The sequence below is a fragment of the Paraburkholderia sp. UCT31 genome (genome assembly GCF_014397655.1).
Taxonomy (GTDB): Bacteria; Pseudomonadota; Gammaproteobacteria; order Burkholderiales; family Burkholderiaceae; genus Paraburkholderia; species Paraburkholderia tuberum.
In genome coordinates this window covers 153323-172824 of the sequence record NZ_VZQP01000002.1, presented here as the reverse complement: position 1 = coordinate 172824, position 19502 = coordinate 153323, and the positions used below count along the sequence as shown (strand labels likewise).

Annotated in this window: 15 protein-coding genes, 1 tRNA gene and 2 pseudogenes; 2 read left to right on the top strand and 16 right to left on the bottom strand. The window is 63.4% G+C overall.

The genetic code is table 11. From position 1 onward, the window contains the following. Window positions 1-23: 23 nt before the first annotated feature. A complete protein-coding gene (locus F6X40_RS02025) occupies window positions 24-1325 on the bottom strand; it encodes an amidohydrolase family protein (protein WP_187626655.1) in 1302 nt (433 codons plus the stop codon). A 163-nt stretch (window positions 1326-1488) separates the two neighbouring features. Between F6X40_RS02025 and F6X40_RS02020 the strand changes: the two genes are divergently transcribed. Beyond that, complete coding sequence (locus F6X40_RS02020; protein ID WP_184057359.1) at window positions 1489-2187, top strand: aspartate/glutamate racemase family protein; 699 nt, start codon at window positions 1489-1491, stop codon at window positions 2185-2187. Between the two features lie 161 nt (window positions 2188-2348). Here the strand turns inward: F6X40_RS02020 and F6X40_RS02015 are convergent, their stop codons facing one another. Together F6X40_RS02015 and F6X40_RS02010 are read right to left on the bottom strand one after the other, a co-directional pair. Then, entirely contained in the window at window positions 2349-2639 is a 291-nt protein-coding gene (locus F6X40_RS02015) for a contact-dependent growth inhibition system immunity protein (RefSeq protein ID WP_184022332.1), read from the bottom strand. A gap of 7 nt (window positions 2640-2646) precedes the next feature. Then, window positions 2647-3482 (bottom strand): annotated as a pseudogene (locus F6X40_RS02010) (RNase A-like domain-containing protein). Between the two features lie 116 nt (window positions 3483-3598). On the opposite strand from F6X40_RS02010, the pseudogene F6X40_RS43430 reads away from it, so the two are divergent. Then, window positions 3599-3691: pseudogene (locus F6X40_RS43430) on the top strand (aspartate racemase); the annotation flags it as partial. 222 nt (window positions 3692-3913) lie between these two features. Here F6X40_RS43430 and F6X40_RS02005 read toward each other — a convergent pair. The 13 genes from F6X40_RS02005 to F6X40_RS01945 all read right to left on the bottom strand — a co-directional run bounded on the left by F6X40_RS02005 (window position 3914) and on the right by F6X40_RS01945 (window position 19136). After that, window positions 3914-3990 (bottom strand) — tRNA-Met (locus F6X40_RS02005). 295 nt (window positions 3991-4285) lie between these two features. Continuing rightward, window positions 4286-7471, bottom strand: a complete 3186-nt coding sequence (locus F6X40_RS02000; protein WP_187626654.1) for a multidrug efflux RND transporter permease subunit — start codon at window positions 7469-7471, stop codon at window positions 4286-4288. Between the two features lie 7 nt (window positions 7472-7478). Next, complete coding sequence (locus F6X40_RS01995; RefSeq protein ID WP_187626653.1) at window positions 7479-8042, bottom strand: GNAT family N-acetyltransferase; 564 nt, start codon at window positions 8040-8042, stop codon at window positions 7479-7481. Then, a complete protein-coding gene (locus F6X40_RS01990) occupies window positions 8039-8560 on the bottom strand; it encodes a GNAT family N-acetyltransferase (RefSeq protein ID WP_262421339.1) in 522 nt (173 codons plus the stop codon). Before F6X40_RS01990 ends, F6X40_RS01995 begins: the two co-directional genes overlap by 4 nt. Window positions 8561-8654: 94 nt before the next feature. Then, on the bottom strand, window positions 8655-10043 hold the full coding sequence (locus F6X40_RS01985; RefSeq protein WP_262421338.1) for a TldD/PmbA family protein: 1389 nt from the start codon (window positions 10041-10043) through the stop codon (window positions 8655-8657). Then, a complete protein-coding gene (locus F6X40_RS01980) occupies window positions 10040-11479 on the bottom strand; it encodes a TldD/PmbA family protein (protein WP_187626651.1) in 1440 nt (479 codons plus the stop codon). Before F6X40_RS01980 ends, F6X40_RS01985 begins: the two co-directional genes overlap by 4 nt. Continuing rightward, window positions 11476-13122, bottom strand: coding sequence for an ABC transporter ATP-binding protein (locus F6X40_RS01975; RefSeq protein ID WP_187626650.1), 1647 nt, complete (start codon window positions 13120-13122; stop codon window positions 11476-11478). Before F6X40_RS01975 ends, F6X40_RS01980 begins: the two co-directional genes overlap by 4 nt. Then, a complete protein-coding gene (locus F6X40_RS01970; RefSeq protein WP_090800836.1) occupies window positions 13122-14234 on the bottom strand; it encodes an ABC transporter permease in 1113 nt (370 codons plus the stop codon). The genes F6X40_RS01975 and F6X40_RS01970 overlap by 1 nt, the downstream gene beginning before the upstream one ends. Then, window positions 14188-15240, bottom strand: a complete 1053-nt coding sequence (locus F6X40_RS01965) for a microcin C ABC transporter permease YejB (protein WP_090800838.1) — start codon at window positions 15238-15240, stop codon at window positions 14188-14190. The genes F6X40_RS01970 and F6X40_RS01965 overlap by 47 nt, the downstream gene beginning before the upstream one ends. Window positions 15241-15247: 7 nt before the next feature. After that, window positions 15248-17146 (bottom strand): extracellular solute-binding protein, encoded by a 1899-nt coding sequence (locus tag F6X40_RS01960; protein WP_187626701.1) that lies wholly within the window; start codon window positions 17144-17146, stop codon window positions 15248-15250. Window positions 17147-17334: 188 nt separating this feature from the next. After that, window positions 17335-18084, bottom strand: coding sequence for an energy transducer TonB (locus F6X40_RS01955; protein WP_187626649.1), 750 nt, complete (start codon window positions 18082-18084; stop codon window positions 17335-17337). Beyond that, complete coding sequence (locus tag F6X40_RS01950) at window positions 18081-18500, bottom strand: ExbD/TolR family protein (protein ID WP_121320625.1); 420 nt, start codon at window positions 18498-18500, stop codon at window positions 18081-18083. Before F6X40_RS01950 ends, F6X40_RS01955 begins: the two co-directional genes overlap by 4 nt. A 24-nt stretch (window positions 18501-18524) precedes the next feature. After that, complete coding sequence (locus tag F6X40_RS01945) at window positions 18525-19136, bottom strand: MotA/TolQ/ExbB proton channel family protein (RefSeq protein WP_090800844.1); 612 nt, start codon at window positions 19134-19136, stop codon at window positions 18525-18527. Window positions 19137-19502: the final 366 nt, after the last annotated feature.

Here is a 19502-nt window from a genome sequence, read left to right as displayed (position 1 = left end):
TCATTGATGCGCGAGATATGTCGCTACGCGCGATGCAGCTTGAAATCGACCTGCTCAGGCCGCCCTTCGAGCGATAACGACACGCTCGCGGCCGGCGCGCGGCCGACCACCCTGCCCCGGCTCACCACCACGAGCCGCGCGGCGCGCAGACGGATCGCCTCGAGCTCGTCGCGCGCATCGAGCACGACGAGATTGGCCGCGCATCCGGGCGCGATGCCATAGTCTTCCAGACCGAGAATGCGCGCCGCGTTCACGGTCACCGCGTCGAAACAGGCGTGCATGCCGTCGACGCTGGTCATCTGCGCAACATGCAGGCCCATCTGCGCGACTTCGAGCATGTCGGCCGAACCAAGGCTGTACCACGGGTCCATCACGCAGTCGTGGCCGAACGCGACCGTGATGCCCGCGGCCAGCATCTCCGGCACCCGCGTCATGCCGCGCCGTTTCGGGTACGTGTCGCTGCGGCCTTGCAGCGTGATGTTGATCAGCGGATTCGCGATCGCCGCGACGCCCGACTCGCGAATCAACGGCAACAGCTTGCTCACGTAGTAGTTGTCCATCGAATGCATCGACGTCAGGTGCGAACCGGCGACACGTCCGTGCAGGCCGAGCCGGTGCGTTTCGGCCGCGAGCGTTTCGATGTGGCGCGATAGCGGATCGTCCGATTCGTCGCAATGCATATCGACGCGCAAGCCCTTTTCGGCCGCGTACTCGCACAGCATGCGCACCGACTGCGCTCCGTCGGCCATCGTCCGCTCGAAATGCGGAATGCCGCCGACCACGTCGACGCCCATGTCGATCGCGCGCTTCAGATTATCGAACGCGCCGGCGCTGCGCAGCAGACCGTCTTGCGGGAAGGCAACCAATTGCAGATCGAGATACGGCGCGACGCGGCGCTTCACTTCGAGCAATGCCTCGACCGCGAGCAGACGCGGATCGCACACGTCGACGTGGCTGCGGATCGCGAGCAGGCCGCGCGCGACCGCCCAATCGCAATACTGCATCGCGCGTTCGATCAACGCTTGCTGCGTGAGTTCGGGCTTCAGCTCGCCCCATAGCGCGATGCCTTCGAGCAGCGTACCCGACGCGTTCACGCGCGGCAAACCGTACGACAGCGTCGCGTCCATATGGAAATGCGGGTCGACGAACGGCGGCGTGACGAGCGAACCGGCCGCGTCGATTTCGTCGCGCGCGCTCGCGGCCAGGTTCGGCTCGACGGCGACGATACGGCCCGCATCGATGCCGATGTCGATTGGGGACTGGTGATGCGGGGACAGCTGCGCGGCACTGCGCGGCAGCGTCGCGTGGCGGATGATCAGATCCATGTTCGCTCCGGTTGATCGCGTTCGGACTCGCTACGATTCTATCGGCGCCAGAAAAATGCGGGCACCGATGCGTACCGGCGCGCAGGCCGAAATCCGTACCGGCTGCGCGCGATACGACGCGCCTATACTCGCCGTTTCGGCCATGCATTGACGGAGCGTACAGATGAAAACGATCGGCGTGATCGGCGGAATGAGCTGGGAGTCGTCCACCGAGTATTACCGGCTGCTGAACCGCCACGCGAAGGCGCGGCTCGGCGGCCATCACAACGCGCGCAGTCTTCTGCTGACCGTCGATTTCGCGTCGATCGAGGCGAACCAGCGCGCCGGCGACTGGCACGCGCTCGGCGAACAGATGGCCGACGCCGCGCGCCAGCTCGAACGCGGCGGCGCCGATCTCGTGATTCTTGCGACGAACACGATGCATCGCGTGTGCGAATCGATCGAGCAGGCGATCACGGTGCCGTTCCTGCACATCGCCGATCCGACCGGCGCGGCGCTGCGCGCGGCGGGCGTCGAGCGGGTGGGCCTGCTCGGCACGCGCTACACGATGGAGCAGACGTTCTATATGGGCCGGCTGCGCGAGCGCTATGGACTCGACACGCTCGTGCCTGATGAGGACGAACGCGCGGACGTGCACCGCATCATTTACGACGAGCTATGCCACGGTAACGTGGCCGACGCGTCGCGCAAGGTTTATCAACGCGTGATCGAGCATCTGGCCGCGCGTGGCGCGCAGGCGGTGATACTCGGCTGCACCGAGATCACGCTGCTGATCAAGCCCGAAGATTCGGTGCTGCCGGTGTTCGATACCACTGCGTTGCATGCGCAGGCGGCGGTGGAGTGGGCGATCGGGGCGGAATGAAAATGGGCGCGGGGCTCTGGTTTTGCGCCGGAAGGAAAACAGATTCGCCTCCCTTTGGCGGTGAGAGAAGGCGCGAGTCGAAAGCGATAGATCGACACTCATAACGTCCCGTGCATACACATCGGACCGGATGGAACTGTCCGCGCCTTGCAACAAGCCGATTACTCGTTGAGGAGGCGCTGGATCTCGTCTAGAAAAGAGGCGACGGTGTAGCCCCACGGCTCGGGAGAAAATCCGCGCCCATACATCTGATCGAACGCAATGGCCAGATCGTGCGGGTGTTCGTTCCTGAACGAGTCTATTTCCCGAACTAAATTGGCGTAATCATGCGGACTGTCCTGCTTGTAACACGCTACTATTTCCGGGACGGTTTCTCCGAACAGGTCGAAGTCCTGGCCGAAATACGTTCTCATGAGGTGGTCCATTGCGGGATAGCGCTCTGACGAACTCATTTCTCTCTCATTCAAGGTAGGCGGTGAGGATGTAATAAGGCATGCCGTTGTAGGTTTCGTATTTCAGCGTGACGATGACGTTGTTCATTCGCGTAAGTTCGCCAGTAACCCGCGTCACTCCATAGCCGATGTCGCCAGAGACGACTTTGGTGACTGTGATCTTTGCGTTTCGAGTTGGGGACTGCACCCACGTCCTGATTCTTACGGCATTGGCCTGCACCGTTTCCGAAATGGCGCGTTCGGCATGCTCAAGGGTTATAAAGGAGGATACGATTTTTCGCTTTGGTTCACGTTTCAGCCGCGCCCTGAGCCATGCTTCGTTCTTACCAACATGCTTCTGGAGCGTGTGCCCTCCGAGCCTTGGATTGAGCGCTTTCCCTCGTGCATTTGCAGATGGATCCGGCCCATCGTAACGCTGGCCGCACGTGCTGCCTTGATCGAGCCAGCAAAGCCGAACGGCACGGCCATCTCGATAGACAGGCCGATCTGGTCTGCCATGTCAGGGCTGACCCGCATCGCCTCTGCCAGCTTCGCCGTGCCCTGCTGAGTCAAGGTGGCGGTATCGCGCCCTGTCCAGACCTGACGCAGGCCCGCCGCGGCCGTGTCCGAACCATGCGCCCCGAACACTACACACCCGGCCTTGCTTGCCATCGTCGGTTCGGGCAACACGCACAGCGCTGCCGCTCCGGCCATTTCAAGCACCCCGCCGACAACCTGCAAACCGCCCCACAGACGGTTGGAAAGCATTTCGGTCGGGCTAATCGACTGGCGAGCCAGTACGGCCGACAGTTGCGGGGCGCTCAGCACCACGCGCACGCTGTCTGAATCCTGTTCATATGACATCTGAAACCTACTCCTGGTCGTTGGGACGACCACGCTAACCGTCGGCTTAGAGATCGGATATGGGCGATGGATGATTCTTGCGTCACACCGGTCAACGAAGATTCGGATACTGACTCGCGCTCGGCGAACAGATGGCCGACGCCGCGCGCCAACTCGAACGCAGCGGCGCCGATCTCACGATCTTCGCATCGAACACGAGCCGGAAGATTCAGTGCTGCCCGGCTTCGATACCGCCGCGTTGCATGACGAGGCGGCGGTGCAGTGGGCGATTGGAGGAGAGTGACGATGGGCTCGAGGCCTCGATCCCGCGCGAATCGTGTTGCATCTATTTACGCGCGCACAGCATACGCAGCGAGCGCCACAAGCAAAACGTAGCGCCGAAAGTCAAAAAGCCCGCATGGCTTGCGCGATGCGGGCTTTCAACAATGCTTTGGTTGCGGGGGTAGGATTTGAACCTACGACCTTCGGGTTATGAGCCCGACGAGCTGCCAGACTGCTCCACCCCGCGTCAGAGAAAAAGACTATATCGGATCGCTGACACAACGTCAAATGTTGGCGCGAAATACATATCGAGTGCGATCGAGCAAGCGGCACATTCGCGCGGCGCGATGCGTCGCACGCGCTACGAAACATCGCAACGGCAAGTTGCACACTCCCCGCTCGCGCACGCGATAAGATGCGGGACTACCGCGAATCGGAGCAACTGGCCGGGACTTCATTCATCGAGCCGCCCTCGAGCGGCTCGGCTTCGAAAACGAAGGCCTCGCGCGTGCGTATCTGAAGATCGACGGCGCGTGAGCCGATCATGTGCTGACATCGCGAATCAACTCGCGCGACTGACGCCGATAGCCATGCAAGCGCCGCAGCGCGCCGCGCGGCCCTTGCTGTGCGACCACCGCCACCGCCTGAAACGCGACCGGCGCAAACACCAGCCCGAGCAAGGTCGCCGTCACGACGCCGCCGAACACGCCCGTACCGATCGACCGGCGGCTTTCCGCACCGCCGCCGCTCGCCAGCACCAGCGGCACGACGCCCAGCAGGAACGCCGACGACGTCATCACGATCGGGCGAAATCGCGCGCCCGCCGCGCGTATCACCGCGCGCGTCAGCGGCACGCCGCGTAGGCTCAGGTCGCGCGCGAATTGCACGATCAGAATCGCGTTTTTCGCGGACAAGCCGATCACTGTGATCATCCCAACCTTGAAGTAGACGTCGTTCGGCATGCCGCGCATCAGCATCGCCGCAATGGCGCCGACTACGCCAAGCGGTACGACCATCAACACCGCGAGCGGAATCGTCCAGCTTTCGTATAGCGCGGCCAGCGCCATGAACACCGCCAGCAGCGACAGTCCGAGCAGCAACGGCGTCAGCCGCGCCGCCGCGCGTTCTTCGCGCGCCGCATCGACCCAGTCGAACGCGATGCCCGCAGGCAAGCTCGCCGCGAGCCGCTCCATCGCCTCCATCGCCGCCCCCGAACTGACACCGCTCGCCGCACGGCCGTTCAGATCGAGCGACGGATAGCCGTTGTAGCGCGTCAATGCGACTGGCCCGATGGTCCAGCGGCGCGTCGCAACCGACGACAGCGGCACCATCGCGCCCGACTGGTTCGGCACCGACAACGCCAGCAGATCGGTTTCCGTCATCCGCGTCGACGCATCGCCCGCCACCAGGACGCGGCGCATCCGGCCACCCGCCGGAAAATCGTCGACGTAGTACGAGCCGAAGGTGCTGCCGAGCACGTCCGCAATCCGGTCGAACGATAGGCCGAGCGCGTACGCCTTCGCGCGGTCCACGTCGAGTTCGATACGCGGCGCGTCGGGCAGATCCTCGAAATGAATCGACGCCAGCGACGGATCGGCCTTCGCGCGCTCGGCAAGCTGGTCGCGGGCGGCCTTCAACGCGTCGCGGCCCAAGCCGCCGCGATCTTCGAGCCGGAACGTGAAGCCGTCCGAATGCCCCACGCCCGGCACCGACGGCGGCAATTGCGCCTGCACGTTGCCGTCGAGAATCCGGCTGAACGACCGGTTCAACGTGTCGCGCAGCGTCATCGCATCAACGCCGCGCTGGCCCCAGTCTTTCAGCGTGACGAATGACATCGCTACGTTCTGTCCGTTGCCCTCGAAACTCCAGCCGATCACGCTTGTCACGTTCGCCACCGCCGTTTGCATGCGCAAAATCGACTCGGTCTTTTCGACGACGGCGAGCGTGCGCGCCTGCGTCGCGCCGGCCGGCAACTGGATCATCACCTGCAGCTGGCCCTGGTCTTCGACGGGCAGGAAGCCGCCCGGCATCCGCCAGTACAACGCGCCGCACAGCAGCAGCAAGACGGCATACACCGCGAGCAGCGGCCCGACCCTGCGCATCGCGGCGGCCGTCATGGCCCGGTAGGCGCGCGACGCGCGATCAAAGCCCTGTTCGAAACGCGTCGAGAGGCGGGCGGCAACGCCACGCAAACCGCGTCGCGCGTCACGCTGACGGACCGATTGCGCAGGCGCGCTCAGCAGGTTCGCGCACAACGCGGGCGTCAACGAAAGCGCCATGAAAGACGACACCAGCATCGACGCAATCATCGCGACCGCGAATTGCCGGTAAATCCCACCGACGCCGCCAGGAAAGAACGCCATCGGCACGAACACGGCGGTCAGCACCGCCGTCACGCCGACGATCGCACCGCCGATCTGTTTCATCGCTTTCAATGTCGCGTCGCGCGGCGCCATGCCCTCTTCGTCCATCACGCGATGCACGCTCTCGACCACCACGATCGCGTCGTCGACCAGAATGCCGATCGCCAGCACGAGGCCGAACATCGTGAACACGTTGATCGACAAGCCGAATGCGTACATCGTGACAAACGCACCCATCAGCGTGACCGGAATCACCACTGTCGGCACCAGCGCGTAGCGCAGATCGCGCAGGAACAGCCACATCACGAGAAACACCAGCAAGATCGCCTCGGCCAGCGTGATCAGCACTTCGCGAATCGCAACGTTGACGAAGCGCGCGCTATCGAACGGCACCTGAACCGCGACGCCCGGCGGCAAACGGCTCGCCAGTTCCGCGAGCCGCGCCCGAATCGCGTCCGATGTTTCGAGCGCGTTGCCGCGCGGCCCGAGTTGAATCCCGACCGTCGCCGACGGCTTGCCGTTCAGGCGCGACCAGAACGTATAGTTGTCGCGGCCGATTTCGACCCGCGCGACGTCGGCAAGCCGCACTGCCGAGCCGTCGGGGTGCGCTTTCAGCACGACCTGGCCGAATTCCTCCGGCGACAGCAACTGCCCTTTGACGTTCACCGACGCGCTCAGCTGCTGGCCGTCCATCAGCGGCGCGTCGCCGAGTGTGCCTGCCGCGACGCTCGCGTTTTGCGCGGCAATCGCGGCGTTGACGTCGGACGCGGCGAGGCCGAATTCGCGCAGCTTCATCGGATCGAGCCAGACGCGCAACGCTTCGTCGGCGTCCCACAGTTGCGCGGAACCGACGCCCGGCGCGCGCTTCAGTTCGCGCATGATGTCGCGGCTGAGGATGTCGCTCAGTTGCGCGGAATCGCGCGTGCCGTCGGTGGATGTCAGCGCGACCAGCATCAGGAACGTGTTGGCGGCCTTGAAAACGCTGATACCCTGCTGCACCACCTGTTGCGGCAAACGCGGCTCGACCTGCTTGAGCCGGTTCTGCACGTCCATCATCGCGATATCGGGGTTGGTGCCGGGCGCGAAGGTCGCCGCGATTTCAAGGTTGCCGAGGCCGTCGCTGGCGGTTTCGTAGTAAAGCATCCCGTCGGCACCGTCGAGACTTTCTTCGATGATGCTGCCAACGTTCGCATCCACGGCTTCCGTCGATGCACCCGGATAGACAGCGTCGATCACGATTCGCGGCGGCGCGAGTCGCGGATATTGCGCGACCGGCAGTTGCGTCAACGCGAGCGCGCCCGCGATGATTACCGCAAGCGCCAGAATCCACGCAAACACCGGTCGGTCGATAAAAAAGGCGGCCAAGGCATGCTCACGCGTGTGGGTTCGGTGCGGGCGCGACCGGCGAAGCGAACACCGGCGCATCGGCGAAACGGGCCATATGGAATGCATCGACCAGCTTGCCGTCGCGCATCGCGAACGCTGGCGAGCGTCCTTCCTCGACGAAACCGAAGCGCTGGTACAGAGCGATCGCGCGGTGGTTGTCGACGAACACGGTCAACTCCAGCCGACGCAGGCCGAGCAGCGTATCCGCGCACTCGACGGCCGCCGCGAGCAGCGCCGTGCCGACGCCACGCCCGACGTAATCGTCATGCACGCAGAGACCGATTCCCGCGCAATGCGCCATCCGGTGCATGCGCGGCAACACGTCGATCATCCCGACCACGCGACCGCCCGCCTCCGCGCACAGTCCGAGCGTGTTCGCGGGCATTTTTTCGAGCCAGCTCCCGACCGTCGCGTTCGAGCGATACGGCGTCTGCAACGTGCCATGCCGCGCGCCGGGGCAGTTCATCAACGAAGTGATCGCGTCGAGGTCGGACACTTCGCGGGCGCGGATAATCACATGCGCCGTGTCGGGTTTCAACGAGACGTTCATACGGCCGCCTCGATTTCCGCTTGCAGATGACCCATCGGCGCGCGTAAGCGGCCCATGAACACCGAGTCGATCAGCATGCCGTCGCGCAGCACGGCGCCGCGAAGGGTCGCTTCGTGCGAAAAACCGAACTTGCGATACAGCGCAATCGCGCGATGGTTGTCGGCGAACACGTTCAGCTCGAGACGGCGCAGCCCGTACCAGTTGTCGGCGGCATCGATCAGTTCGGCCATCAGCCGCGTGCCGACGCCCTTGCCCTGCCAGTCGTCGTGCACGCTGATACCCAGCCAGCCGCTATGCGCGCGACGCAGCGCGCCCGGATGCAGATCGGCCGCGCCGACCAGCGTATCGCCCACCAGCGCTGCAATCGCCATCGACGGCGCCGCGAGCTTCGCGAGCCAGCCTTGAGCCTGCTGCAAGGTCGGATACGGACGCATCGGGTTCTGGCGCATCACACCGGGGCATGAACGCAGCGCGTGGAATTGCGCGGCGTCGTCAGGATGCAGCGGCCTGATGCTCATCTCGACCGGTTCGGCCCCGAACCGTGTCGTGCTCTCAAATATTGTCTTTGGTTCTGTCATTGTTATGGCGTTCGGTCTGTCATCGGAAACTCACTCACAGCGTCAGTTCGAACGAGCGTGCCAGCAAGCCGGGTAGTTTCCAGCCGCCGGTCTGCCGCTCGCCCTCCGTTCCATCGTTCAGCAGCAGTTCCGGCTGGGCGTCGAGACGTTCGAGTTCGCTCGACAGCAAACGGTACAGGCTGTCGTCGAAACGCATCGCGTCGACCGGCGCGACGATCTGGCCGCGTTCGACCCAGAACGTCGCGAAACGCGTCATGCCGGTCAACCGGCAATTCATCCGGTCAGAAAAATTCACGTACCAGAGATTGCCGACATACAGCCCGGTATCGAGTGCGGCAAGGATATCGGCGGCGTCGAGATCGCCGCCAGCCATCGCCAGCGACTCGGGCGTTTCGCTGGCGAGCGCGCCGTTCGGCGTCAATCCGTATTCGCGCGCGCTACGGGCGTTGGTCAGTTGCCCGGCGTTGCGGCCGTCGTGAATCAACGGCACGCTGTCGCGCTGATAACCGTCTTCGTTGAAGCGCGGCGTGATATTCAGGCTCAGGTCTTCGGTCATCGACACGCGCGGATCGAGCGCGACTTCGCCGCTGTGCAGCCGGTAAAACGGACTGCGCGCGGTGGCGTTCGCGCGCGCGGAAAACCCGCCCCACGACGCCGTGCCGAGCAGTTCCAGCATCGCCGCCGGCGCGAAATACGTGCGATACCGCCCCGGCGACAACGCGCGCGGCGTGTGTCCAAGCACCGGCAAAAGTGCGGCGGCCTGTTCTACCTTCGCGGCGAACACGCTGTCGTCCCAGTGGTCGCCGGTGTACGTGCTTTTGATCGCACGGCCGCTCGGGTCGTACAACGACCAGCTAAAGCTGAAGTTGCTGACTTCGTACCAGCCGCGACTGCCGTGCGACGACGCGAAGCCGCGCACCATCGAGCCACCTGCATGGAAGCCGACGAAATCGAGTCCGCGCGCGCTTTCGGTGGCGATCCGCAACAGTGCGTCGGGCGCGGGCAGCTTGCCGCTGCGGCGCGTCGATTGGGTCCATTGGGTGGCGTCGTACAACAGATGCGGGTCGTCGGGCGCATCGCGCAAGCCGTCGCGCAACGTATTCAGCGCATCGGCGATATCGCGCAGGTCCGTCGCCGGATCGCCGCATACCGTGAAGCTCGAATACGCCTGCCTGGCGCCGTCGATCAGGCGGACGGTCAGTTTGCCTTGCGACACCTGGCCGATCTGCCGAACCTTGCCACCGTTGAAGCGGATAAAGTCGGATTGCTCCGCCGACAGCCGCGTCAACGCCACTTCGTCGCCGCTGAGCAACGTGTCGATCGCATCGGCGAGCAGCGCGAAATGCGCGTGCCAATCCGGCGACTGCGCGTTCGAGGCGAAATCGAAGCCGCTCGATGCATTGACTGCATGGGTTGTAGTCATCGCGCGCCTCCGAATACATCGACATGCGTGAACACGCACGGCGGCGACGCATGGCCGACGCGCACCAGTTGCACCGGTTCGCCTTTGCCGCACATCGACGTGCCGAACACTTCGCGCGTGCCGGCATTGCCGACCGCGCTCAGACTGCGCCAGAAATTCGCGGATATGCCGCGATAATTCGGTTGCTTGACGATTTGCGTGAGCTTGCCGTTTTCGATCAACTGGCCGAACTCGCAGCCGAATTGAAACTTGTTGCGGTGATCGTCGATCGACCACGACGTATTGGTGCGCATCAGGATGCCGTGTTCGATGCCGGAAATCATTTCGCCCAGCGTGCTGGTTCCCGGTTCGATATTCAGGTTCGCCATCCGGTCGATCGGCGCGCGATTCCAGCTCGACGCACGCGAATTCGCGACGCCCGCCATCTTTGCGCGCTGTTGCGACAGCGCGCCACCGAGCGGACGTTCGAGCACGCCATCGCGAATCAGATACTGTTTGCGCGCTTCAGTGCCGTCGTCGTCGAATGCGTACGACGCGGCTTCTTCGCGCAACGACGGATCGAATGTCACGTTGAGCAGTTCCGAGCCGTAACGGTAAGTGCCGAACATCTCCGGCTTCACGAAACTCCATCCGGCGAAGTTGCGTTCGTCGCCGAGAATCCGGTCGAGTTCGAGCGGATGCCCGATCGATTCGTGAATCTGCAACATCATCTGATCGGGCATCAGCAGCAGGTCGCGCGGACCAGCCGGACAGTTCGGCGCGGCCAGCAAGGTCAGCGCGTCGGTGGCGAGCCGCACGCCTGCGCCGTCGAACGCGTAGCGGTCCAGCACTTCGACGCCGCCTTGCGCGAGCGTGCCGTAATTGCCGCCGAGCGTGCGCACCTGCGTGTCGCCGTTCGCGTGCGCCGCGACGCTCATTTCCGGCATCACGAGGCAAAAGCGCTGGTCGATTCGCGCGCCGTCGCTGGTCAGATAAACCTGTTCGGTGCGCGTGATCTGCACGGATGCCGTGCGCTCGACGATCCGGTCGTCGATTTTCGCGGCGGCGCATTCGTGCGCGAGACGCGCGAGCCATTCGCCGCGCGTCGGCAGCGGCTGGTCGGCATTGGGCGAGACATACGCGCCGCTGAGCGCTTCGCGCGACACCGCGCGATGGTCGATAAGCGATGCGCCGGCGCTCGCCAGCGCACGTTGCGTCGCGATATCGAGCGCAGCCTGCAAGCCCGCGATGGACAGATCCGTGCTCGCCGCATAGCCCGCGCCCGCGCCGGCCCACGCGGTCAGCATGGCGCCGCGTTCGCGCTGCGTGCGCAGCGGCTGCGCGACGTCGTTGCGCACTTCGTGGTCGTCGATCTGCTCATCGACAATCCGTAAGGACCAGAACGCCGCATTGCTCTTCAACGCACGGGCGGCCTGCGTCCAGCGCGATTCACTCATTGCAGCACCTCGGGTTCGTCGTGCTCCGGCGCGATCATCGACGCGGCGAGCAACGACTGCGTATAAGGATGTGACGGCGCATGCAGCACATCGAGCGTGTCTCCCGCCTCGACCACGCGGCCGTTCGTCATCACGATCACGCGATGCGCCATCGCACGCATCACCGCCAGATCATGGGTGATCAATAGATAGCTTAACCGGTACTTCTTCTGCAAGCCCGCCAACAACTTAAGCACCTGTTGCTGGATCGACACATCGAGCGCGCTGGTCGGTTCGTCGAGAATCAGCACTTCCGGTTCGACCGCCAACGCACGCGCGATCGCTATGCGCTGCCGCTGCCCGCCGGAAAACTCGTGCGGATAGCGCAGCATCGATTCTTGCGGCATGCCCACTTCTTCGAGCATCGTCCCCACCCGCGCGCGGCGCGTGCGCGCGTCGATTTCCGGCCGGTGCACCTCGATCCATTCCCCGACGATCTGCTCGACCGTCATGCGCGGCGATAGCGACCCGAACGGGTCCTGAAACACCACCTGCATCCGCGAGTACAACGCGCGGCGCGAGTTCGCGCCACGCAAAGCCGACAACGGCGCGCCGTCGATATGGATATGACCGGCGGCGGGCCGTTGCAGACCGAGCAGCGTCGCCGCCAGCGTCGATTTTCCGGAGCCCGATTCGCCGACCACGCCGAGCGTCTCACCGCGACGCAGCGTCAGATCGACCTCGTGCACTGCGCGAAACGTCGAACCGCTGAACAGCGAGCGCCAGCCTTTCGCGGCCGTCCGGTAATCGACCGCGAGGCCTTGCACCTCGAGCACCCGACGCGCGTGCGGTTCGATCGGCTCGATCTCGCGATGCGGTTCGCTGTCGAGCAAGCGCTGCGTGTAAGGATGCTGCGGCGCTGCGAACAGCGCCTGGGTCGTATTGGTTTCGACCAGCACACCCTTTTCCATTACCGCCACGCGTTGGGCGAAGCGGCGCACGAGATTCAGGTCGTGCGTGATCAGCAGCACCGCCATGCCGCGATCGGCGGCTTCCTGTTCCTGCAACTCGATCAGCAGATCGACGATCTGCTGACGCACGGTGACGTCGAGCGCGGTAGTGGGTTCGTCGGCGAGCAGCAGGCGCGGACGGCACGCGAGCGCCATCGCGATCATCGCGCGCTGGCGTTGTCCACCGGATAGTTGATGCGGGTAGCTGTCGATCCGCCGTTCCGGCTCGGGAATGCCGGTACGGCGCAGCAGTTCGATGCCGCGGGCGCGCGCCGCGTTCGACCACAAACCCTCGTGCAAACGCAGGCTTTCGGCGATCTGCTGACCGATCGTGAACAGCGGATTGAGCGCGGTCATCGGCTCCTGAAACACCATTGCGACGTCGGCGCCGCGAATCCCGCGCATCTGCTGCTCGGTTTTCTGTAATAGATCGACGCCGTCGAGACGGATCTGGCCGCTGGTCTGCGCATGTTCGACGAGGCGCAGGATCGACAGCGCCGTGACGCTCTTGCCCGAACCGGATTCGCCGACCAGCGCAACCCGCTCGCCGCGCCCGATCGTCAGATTCAGTTCGCGAACCGCGACCTTGTCGCCGAAACGGATCGAGAACGTGTCGATTTCCAGCAAAGGCTTGTGCAACGTCGCGTCGCCCATCACTTCCTCCCGCCGAACGCCGACCCGCGTGAACGGGCGTCGAGCGCATTGCGCAACGCGTCGCCCATGAACGTCAGCAGCAACAACGTGATCACCAGCGCGGCAAACGCAGATACCGAAATCCACCATGCGTCGAGGTTGTTCTTGCCTTCCTGAAGCAGTTCGCCCAGGCTCGGCGTGGGCGGTGCGACACCCAGCCCCAGAAAGTCCAGACTCGTCAGCGACAGAATCGCGGCGCTCATCCGGAACGGCAGGAAGGTGATCACCGGCGTCATGCTGTTCGGCAGCAGATGACGCCAGATGATCTGCCAGTTGCTCAAACCCATCGTGCGCGCGGCGCGAACGTAATCGAGCGAACGGTTGCGCAGGAATTCGGCGCGCACATAGTCGGACAACACCAGCCAGCCGAACATCGACAGCAGGATAAACAGCAGCCACAAACTCGGCTCGAAGATCGACGCGAAGATGATCAGCAGATACAGGTCCGGCATCGAACTCCATACTTCGATCAGGCGCTGCCCGATCAGGTCGGTGCGGCCGCCGTAAAAGCCTTGCAACGCACCCGCGAGCACGCCCAGCACGATACCCGACACCGTCAGCGCAAGCGCCATCAACACCGACAGCCTGAAGCCGTACAGCAATCGCGACAGCACGTCGCGGCCGTATTGATCGGTGCCGAGCCAGTTGGTCGCGGACGGCGACGCCGGAAACGGCCGCGTCGCGAAGTAATCGATCGTGTCGTAGTGGTAGTGATTCGGCGGGTAGATCGCGAAGTTGCCTTTCTCCGTCAACTGCTTGCGGATAAACGGATCGAGATAGTTCGCGCGGGTCGGAAAATCGCCGCCGAACATCGTTTCCGGATAGTCCTTCACGATCGGAAAATAGTCATGGCCGTCGTAACGGACCATCAGCGGCCGGTCATTCGCGAGCACTTCGCCGAGCAGGCTCAGCACGAACAGCGTCGCGAACACGATCAGGCTCCAGTAACCGAGCTTCTGCCGGCGGAAACGCTGCCATACGCGTCGCCCAGGCGACACGGACACCGGCAACGCGCCGGGCGGCAGCTTATCGGTCCAGGCTGTTGAACTGGATGCGGGGGTCGACGAGGACATAGCAGACGTCAGCAATAAGTTTGGTCACGAGACCAATCAGCGTGAACAGGAACAGCGAACCCAGCACGACCGGATAGTCGCGGCGGATCACCGAGTCATAAGACAGTTGGCCCATGCCGTCGAGCGAAAACAGCGTTTCGATCAGCAGGTTGCCGTTCAGGAAGGCGCCGATAAACGCGGCGGGCAACCCGGTCAGCAGCGGAATCGCGGCGTTGCGCAATACGTGCTTCCACAGCACGTCACGCTTGGGCGCGCCTTTCGCCCGCGCGGTCAGCACGTATTGACGACCAATCTCTTCGAGAAACGTATTCTTGGTCAGGATCGTGACGATCGCGAAGTTGCCAACCACCGACGCCGTCACCGGCAACACGATGTGCCATAGATAATCGAGCACCTTGCCGAACGCGCTGAGTTCGTCGAAGTTATCGGACGTGAGGCCGCGCATCGGGAAGACCTGCCAGAACGTGCCGCCGCCAAACAGCATCAGCAGCAGCACGCCGAACACGAAGCCCGGAATCGCGTAGCCGGTCAGCACCATCACGCTGGTGGCGGTATCGAAGCGCGAGCCATTGCGCACCGCTTTCGCAATCCCGAGCGGCACCGACACGATGTAGGTCAGCACGACCGTCCATAACCCGAGCGTGATCGACACGGGCAGTTTCGAGCGGATCACCGCCCACACGCTCTGATGGTGATAGTAGGACTGGCCGAGATCGAAACGCGCGTAGTCCCTCAGCATCTTCAGATAGCGCGTCAGCGGCGGTTTGTCGAAGCCGAACTGCTTCTTGATCTGCTCGATCTGCTGCGGATCGACGCCCTGGCTGCCGTGATACGCGCTGCCGCCGCCTCCGCCTTCGCCGCCGCGCTGCTGGCCGTGACGCAACTGCGTCATCATCTGTTCGACCGGGCCGCCCGGCACGAACTGCGTCACGAAGAAAGTCAGCGTAACGACGCCGATCAGCGTCGGGATCATCAGCAGCAGACGTTTGATGATGTAGATAAACATAAGCCCCTCACTTCGCAGCGGCGGTGTTGGCCGCAGCGGACGGCGTCTTGCGATACCAGTAGCTGACGATCCAGTCCTCGCCCTGGAAACTGACCGGCGTCACCGACGGGTAGCCGAGCGCGCTTTTGTACGCGATCCGCGTATCCGGCGCGAAATATTCGGGCACCATGTAATAGCCGTTGATCAGCACGCGGTCGAGCGCATGGGTCGCGGTTTCGAGTTCGTTCAGCGTGCTCGCGCGCATCACCGCGCGCACCAGCGCATCGACCGCCGGCGACCTCACGCCCGGATAGTTCTCCGAGCCGACCTGGGACGCCGATGCGCTGCTGAAACGACGCTCCAGTTCGGAACCGGGAATCGTCACGCGCAGATAGACGAACGTCGTCATATCGAACTCGAAGTTGTCGATCCGCTTCTGATACAACGCACTATCTATCTCGCGCATATGCGCGTCGATGCCGAGCAGTTGCAGGTTGCGCATATACGCCAGCAGTACGCGATCCATGCCAGGCTGATCGTCGATGATTTCGATCGACATCGGGTTGCCGTGCGCGTCGCGCAACTGGCCGTCGCGCACTGTCCAACCCGCTTCAGCGAGCAGGCCGCGCGCTTCGCGCAGGTTCTCGCGCAACGTGTGCGGCGCAATCGTGTCGGCCTGCCTGACCATTGGACCGAACACGGCCGCCGGCAAACTCGCGCGATACGGGTCGAGCAGCGCGAGTTCGGCAGCGGTCGGCGCGCCTTGCGCGGCGAACGGGCTATCGTCGAAGTAGCTGTTGGTGCGCCGGTACTGGCCGTAGAAGGTCATCCGGTTCAGCCAGTCGTAGTCGAATGCGAGTGCAAGGGCATGCCGCACCCGCACATCCGAAAACATCGGCCTGCGCGTGTTGAACATCAGCCCCTGCATCTGCGCGCCGTGATCCGGAAAGACTCTGCGCTGCAACACGCCGTTCTCGAAGTTCTTGCCGATATAACGGCGCGCCCATTGCATCGAACTGTATTCGACCATCACGTCGGTATCGAGCGCTTTCAGCGATTCGAGCTGCGTGTAATGATCGTGATAGAGCTTGAACGCGACGCGCGCGAAACGGTACATGCCGCGCCGCGACGGCAAATCGGCGGCCCAGTAAGCCGGATTGCGACGGTAGACGATCTGCGTGTCGTTCTTGCGCTGCTCGATCAGATACGGGCCGCTCGACACCGGCGGCACGTTGGTCAACTGATCGAACGCGATGCGCGTGCCGTTGGCTTGCATTGCCCACTTGCGCGAGAAAACCGGCAGGTCGCCTGCGATCAACGGCGCGTCGCGTTCCACGTGCCTGAAGTCGAAGCGCACCCGCGACGGGTCGAGCACCGTGGCGCGGCTGATCACCGCGAACTGCGAGTTGAACAGCGGCGATGCCTGCGGGCTGGTCAGCGTATCGAACGAATACTTGACGTCGTCGGCGGTGATCGGATCGCCGTTCGAAAAGCGCGCTCGCGGGTCGATATGAAACACCGCTGATTTGCCATCCGGCGCCACCTCGACGTCGTCGGCGATCAATGCGTATTCCGACGCGAGTTCGTCCCAGCTGCGCTGCATCAGCGTATCGAACATCAGATGCAGGATGTCCGGCGCCGGCGCACCACGCGTCAGGAACGGATTCAGCGAATCGTAGCTTTGCGCTTCGTCGTAGTTCTGGAAAACCAGCGTGCCGTCGGTCGGCGCATTCGGGTCCGCGTAATCGAAATGCGTGAACCCGGACGGATACTTCGGCGCGTCGTATTGCGCAATCGACGCCCTCGCGAACGCGGGCGCCGTCGTCAACGGCACGACCAGCAGCCCCGCGACGAGCGTCACCGCAACCCGCGCCGCGAGCATCTTAACGACGCGCGCGCGCGGGCCTCGAAACCTGTCGGTTGTCATCATGCGTGTCTGGACGCAATCGGCTCGTAGCCGATGCGCGATGCTTCGAAACCGCGCGGGCGGCGGCGGGTAGCCATCGCTCGCGCGGTTCCGGGTTGAAGGCCGGATGGGTAAATTGCGAAGGCCGGAAGTTCGCGTCGAAGCTGAGCTTATTCGTCGTCGTTACTCGTCGTCGTTACTCGTCGTGGTTACTCGTCGTCGGGCGGTGTGGTCTTGAACGAGAACTGAACTTCGCCGACATACGGCTCGGCATTCTTCTCGCACTTGTACGCCTTGCCTGCGGCAATCACGGCTTCGTTGAACACCGACGTCGGCGGCGTGACGCGCATGATCTTCACGTCGCTGACCTTGCCGTCCGTACCGATCGTCAGATGCGCGATCACGTCCGCCGAAATACCGTCCGTCAATGCCTTGCGCGGAATCACCGGCTGCACCGACTGGCAATGACCGCGGCCGTCCACCACGCCGTGCAGCGCGGGCGGCGCCGGCGGCGCGGCCGGTGCCGGTGCCGGAGCAGGTGCCGGCGCAGGCGTCGGCGAGGCGATCGCCGGAGCGTTCGGAGCCGGATTCGCCGTGGGCTGGATCACCGGCTGCGGCGTCGGTCGCGGCGGCGGCGGCGTCGGAGTCGGCTTCGGTATTTCGTGCTTCGGCTGCGCTTTTGGCGGCGCCGGCGGCGGCTCCAGCTTCTTCACCTCGGGCGGCGGCGGTGGCGGAGGCGGCGGCGCAATCTGCACGCGCATCTCCTTCGGCGGCGGAGGCGGCGGCGGCTGGAACTTCATGTGCGACACGCCCAGAATCACCAGCGCCTCGACCAGCACCGCAACGCCGAGCGCCAGCTTCATGGGCATGCGACCTTGATGCGCCGGCGTCGTCGATGCCCAGAGTGCACCGTCCAGGCGGTTCTGCGGATCTTTCATGTCGATGGCCGGTGAACTCATGTCGTCGGGTTCGTGGCCAATGCAACCGAACTGATGCCCGCCGCGCGCACCAGGTCCATCACCTTGACGATATTCTTGTAGCTCGTGCCTTCGTCGCCGGCAATCGCGACATCTACTTTCTTCGAGTCGTGAACCAGACCTTGCAGACGCGCGGTCAGTTCGTCGGGCGTCACGGGCTTCGAATCCAGATAGATTTCGTCCGTCTTCGTCACCCCGATCGATACCTTGATGGTCTGCTGCAACTGCTCGGCGGTGCTCGATTGCGGCAGGTCGAGCTTGATGCCTGCGCCCTGGATCATCTTCAGCGTCGCGAGCATGAAGAACACCAGCAGGAACATCATGATGTCGATCATCGGGATGATCTCGATGCGCGCTTTCTCTTCACCGCCGAGGTAATGGCTGCGATGGTTTCGCATGGTCCGTCTCCTTGAGTGCCGGCGTCAGACTGCGAAGCGCGATACGAGCAGCGACTTGATGAGGTCGAACTGGTTGACCGTCATCCGGATACGCTTGTTGAAGTAGTTCAGGAAGATCACGCAGATGATCGCGATGGTCAGGCCGCACGCAGTGGCCGTCAGCGCGTGACCGATGCCGCCCGTCACACCGTTCGGGTTCGCGGTGCCGCTGGTGCCGAGCACGTTGAACGATTCGACCATGCCGATGATCGTGCCAAGCAGACCCAGCAACGGGCCGAGCGTCACGGCCGTATCGAGAATCCACAGGTTACGGTCGAGACGCGGCAACTGGAACATGATCGTTTCCTCGATCTCGCGTTCGACCACGGCTTCGCTCTTGCCCTTCACTTTCATCGCCGACTTCACGAGTTCGCCTTGCACGGTCTGCTTGTAGTGCTCGGCCACTTTGGCGGCATCTTCGGGATTGGCTGCATCGACGAGTTTCAGGTCATGTTCGAGGGTCTTGCCGGCACGCACGGCACGCGAGAAGAACATGAATCGTTCGATGATGATCGCGATGCCGAGCAGGAAGATGAACGCGAGGAGAGGGATCAGACCCATCGACTGGATCGAGTAGTTAATGAGGGTATTCAGCACTGCGGACTCCGGTTAGTACAGGCTCAAGCGGCCGTTGAATAACGGTAGGTTTCGAGATGCCGGCTGCCTTGTGAGTCGCCGGCTAAAGGCCCGCCATCTATGCAAAGCCCGTACCAGGTCAGGCGACTGGTTTCTCCGTAACGAACGTCGCCAGTCCTTTACAAGGGACGCTTTGCCTTTTATTTCATGGACTTGCCGAGCGCGACAAAGATCTCGCATGCCCGCGGCTTGCGTGGCGCTCGCGCACGCATATAGCAAAACAAATTGATTTTTGTAATTAGAGTAAGTCCGTTTTCCAAGACTGATTCTGCCAAAGCCTTTAATTCTCTATTGCAGAAATGGTGCGAAAAGTCGCACTTGAAGCGT

Coding starts and splice junctions, on each gene's coding strand:
- F6X40_RS02025 (WP_187626655.1), bottom strand. CDS start 1,325: ATGGATCTGATCATCCGCCACGCGACGCTGCCGCGCAGTGCCGCGCAG.
- F6X40_RS02020 (WP_184057359.1), top strand. CDS start 1,489: ATGAAAACGATCGGCGTGATCGGCGGAATGAGCTGGGAGTCGTCCACC.
- F6X40_RS02015 (WP_184022332.1), bottom strand. CDS start 2,639: ATGAGTTCGTCAGAGCGCTATCCCGCAATGGACCACCTCATGAGAACG.
- F6X40_RS01995 (WP_187626653.1), bottom strand. CDS start 8,042: ATGAACGTCTCGTTGAAACCCGACACGGCGCATGTGATTATCCGCGCC.
- F6X40_RS01990 (WP_262421339.1), bottom strand. CDS start 8,560: ATGAGCATCAGGCCGCTGCATCCTGACGACGCCGCGCAATTCCACGCG.
- F6X40_RS01985 (WP_262421338.1), bottom strand. CDS start 10,043: ATGACTACAACCCATGCAGTCAATGCATCGAGCGGCTTCGATTTCGCC.
- F6X40_RS01980 (WP_187626651.1), bottom strand. CDS start 11,479: ATGAGTGAATCGCGCTGGACGCAGGCCGCCCGTGCGTTGAAGAGCAAT.
- F6X40_RS01975 (WP_187626650.1), bottom strand. CDS start 13,122: ATGGGCGACGCGACGTTGCACAAGCCTTTGCTGGAAATCGACACGTTC.
- F6X40_RS01970 (WP_090800836.1), bottom strand. CDS start 14,234: ATGTCCTCGTCGACCCCCGCATCCAGTTCAACAGCCTGGACCGATAAG.
- F6X40_RS01965 (WP_090800838.1), bottom strand. CDS start 15,240: ATGTTTATCTACATCATCAAACGTCTGCTGCTGATGATCCCGACGCTG.
- F6X40_RS01960 (WP_187626701.1), bottom strand. CDS start 17,146: ATGACAACCGACAGGTTTCGAGGCCCGCGCGCGCGCGTCGTTAAGATG.
- F6X40_RS01955 (WP_187626649.1), bottom strand. CDS start 18,084: ATGAGTTCACCGGCCATCGACATGAAAGATCCGCAGAACCGCCTGGAC.
- F6X40_RS01950 (WP_121320625.1), bottom strand. CDS start 18,500: ATGCGAAACCATCGCAGCCATTACCTCGGCGGTGAAGAGAAAGCGCGC.